The 2,540-nt window shown below is 55.0% G+C and carries 2 protein-coding genes and 1 pseudogene; all 3 read right to left on the bottom strand.

Features of this window, described 5'->3' with window-relative positions; genetic code table 11:
* Window positions 1-44: 44 nt before the first annotated feature.
* Window positions 45-158: pseudogene (locus tag J2Y56_RS28620) on the bottom strand (transposase domain-containing protein); the annotation flags it as partial.
* 375 nt (window positions 159-533) lie between these two features.
* Window positions 534-2,078, bottom strand: coding sequence for an IS66 family transposase (tnpC, locus tag J2Y56_RS28325; protein WP_310354115.1), 1,545 nt, complete (start codon window positions 2,076-2,078; stop codon window positions 534-536).
* A 17-nt stretch (window positions 2,079-2,095) separates the two neighbouring features.
* Window positions 2,096-2,455 carry an IS66 family insertion sequence element accessory protein TnpB gene (gene tnpB / locus J2Y56_RS28320; RefSeq protein ID WP_310354113.1) on the bottom strand — a complete coding sequence of 120 codons (360 nt, stop codon included), beginning with the start codon at window positions 2,453-2,455 and terminating at the stop codon, window positions 2,096-2,098.
* Window positions 2,456-2,540 lie beyond the last annotated feature (85 nt).

The following is a 2,540-nucleotide window of genomic DNA, read 5'->3' as shown; positions in this document are numbered from 1 at the left end:
GTAAGCGCTCCATGAACCCCACCCATTCAAAATAGGCGGCGCGCTTAGCGAGGCGATGTAAGCGAGCAGCTCCAAGGGATCAAGGCTTCGCAATCTTCAACCGAGATTACCTGTGGCAGGCGTTCAAGTGCGTGGCGCAGCCACGCATAGGGCCCTTGGCTTAGGCACATGTGGCATTGAGGTGGCTTTGTTGCGGCTTTGTTATGGCTTTGTTGTGCCACATAAATAGTCACTTCCGGTTTAGATGGCAGAAAAATGCAAAGGCCCGGCTATTTCTGTGGCACAACAAAGCCCTATCAAAGCCACATAAATGCAGAGTTTCGCCCTGTCTGGGCTCATTTGAGCCACTTTGATCCTGTACCAGGGGTAGGACTTTTTTTGTACCGGGGGGCGGACGCTAAGGTTTTCATGGCGGCCGGAGGCTCTAAAAACGTCCCGAGTCTTTTACGTGTTGGTGGATTTTGGCGGTACACCAAGGACATCCAGAGCTCTCCCGAGCGTACGATTCGATCCTCCCTCAATAGGGGGCAGATTTAACGTGGTATCTCTGGCGAGCAATTCCACGGCAGCAGTGCTTCATAGTCTGCCACCGACTGCGCGTGCGGCAACTGCTCCAGTACATGGCGTAGCCACGTATAAGGCTCTTGGCCGTTGACCTTGGCGGTCTCCACCAAGCTGTAGATCTGAGCGCTGGCGGTAGCGCCTTTGGGCGTGTCGCTGAACAGCCACGCCTTACGACCGATCACAAAAGGTTTTATCGCTCTTTCGGCGGCATTGTTGTCGATTGGTAAAAAACCGGCTTCCACATAACGCTCCAGCCGGCTCCAGTTGCTGGCCAGATAATTCACGGCCTTGCCCAGCACACTTTGGGGCGTCACCTGTGGCTGCGTTTTCTCCAGCCAACTTTTTAACTGGCCCAGAATCGGCAGGCTCTTTTCCTGACGGCCAATAAAACGCTGTTCATCGCTGACGTCCTTGAGTTCGCGCTCGATGCCATACAACTTGTTAATCATGGTCACCGCCATATCGGCGCGCCCCATCTTGCCCTTGGGCTGCACTTTTTGCGCCTCAACAAACTTGCGCCGCGCATGGGCCATGCACGCCAGGCGCTCCACGCCCGGTTGCAACGCCAACGCGTTATAACCTGCGTAATCGTCGGTCATCACGTAGCCGCGATAACTTTCCAGCAGCCGTAGCGGCACTTCCTGCGCACGGCTGGACGTATAGTCGAATAGCACGACTTTTCGATCCGGCGGGCCGCTGGCCTGCACCCACATCCAGGACTGGCTGGTTGGATCTCGATCCGGTTCTTTGAGTACCTGGACGCGAGTCTCATCACAGTGGATGACTGGACTTTCCAGTAAGCGGTCGCGCATCAAATTCAGCAGCGGCTGCAAATGCTCACCGCACTGGATAACCCAGCGTGCCAGGGTCTGACGTGGGATATCGATACCGTGTCGGCTCAATACCGTCTCGAAACGATGCAGCGGCAAGCCATCGACATACTTGGTGGTCAACAGCATCGCCAACACACTCGGGCTGGCCATGCTCTTTTCAATCAACTGAGCGGGTTTGTCGGCGGTGACTGGAGCCGCTTCACAACCGCGGCAACCGTAAACTTTGCGGATATGTTTGATCACCCGGATCTGCATTGGCACGATGTCCAGTTGCTCGCTGGTTTCTTCACCGATGGCGTGTTTGCGGCAACCGCAGGCACAGGTCAGTTCGTGTTCAGGCAGTTCGTGGATGACTTCGATACGCGGCAGGTCAGCCGACAATGGTTTGCGTTTGCCACGGCGCGGGGTCGGTGCAACGACTTCTTCTTCGATATCGACGATGAGAGATATCGGTTCGCTTTCTGGCTCATTGAAAAGAGCCAGTTGCGGCGTGTTGGGCTCAACTGTCTGTTCGGATTTACGTCCAAACAGACGGTCGCGCAGCAACTTGATCTGTTCTTTCAAATCGACGATGTGGGTTTGGTAGGACTTAGCCACTTCCTCTTGACGACTGAATGCCTCAAGCAACATTTGCTTGAGCAAAACAGGATCGTCTGGAAGGTCGTCGGGCATGAAAGTCATGCCCGGATTATACCGGCTTAAGCCACGAAACGTGGAGTCAGAACCTGATGCGGACGGTTGCGCCAGAGATCAAAACCGTCGAGCAGCCAGGTCAGCTCCTGGACGCTCAATACGATAGCTTCGTCGGTGGCGTCAGGCGACGTTTTGAACCGCTCGGACTCCAGGCGTTTGAGCCAAAGACAGAAGCCGTTGCGCTCCCAATAGAGGATCTTCACTCGGTTACGGTGGCGATTCAGAAATACGAAAAGCACCGGGTCGAAGACGGCAACTTTAATATCCAGCTCGACCAGGGCGGCCAGACCGTCGATGGATTTACGGAAGTCGACAGGCTTGGGGTAGAGGTACACTTTTTCGACTTTGGTGTCGGGTCGCATCATGACGGGCTGGCTCCGGAAAGAAATCGAGAGCACAGCATCAGACTTTAATAGGCGGCTTTGAATGTGGGGTTCATGGATCCCTTAC

Origin of the sequence: Pseudomonas sp. BE134 (assembly GCF_031456105.1) — a bacterium.
In the GTDB taxonomy this organism is placed as follows: Bacteria; Pseudomonadota; Gammaproteobacteria; order Pseudomonadales; family Pseudomonadaceae; genus Aquipseudomonas.
Note: the sequence above shows the minus strand (reverse complement) of the source record. Positions and strands in the feature narration are given on the sequence as shown.

Coding starts and splice junctions, on each gene's coding strand:
- tnpC (WP_310354115.1), bottom strand. CDS start 2,078: ATGACTTTCATGCCCGACGACCTTCCAGACGATCCTGTTTTGCTCAAG.
- tnpB (WP_310354113.1), bottom strand. CDS start 2,455: ATGATGCGACCCGACACCAAAGTCGAAAAAGTGTACCTCTACCCCAAG.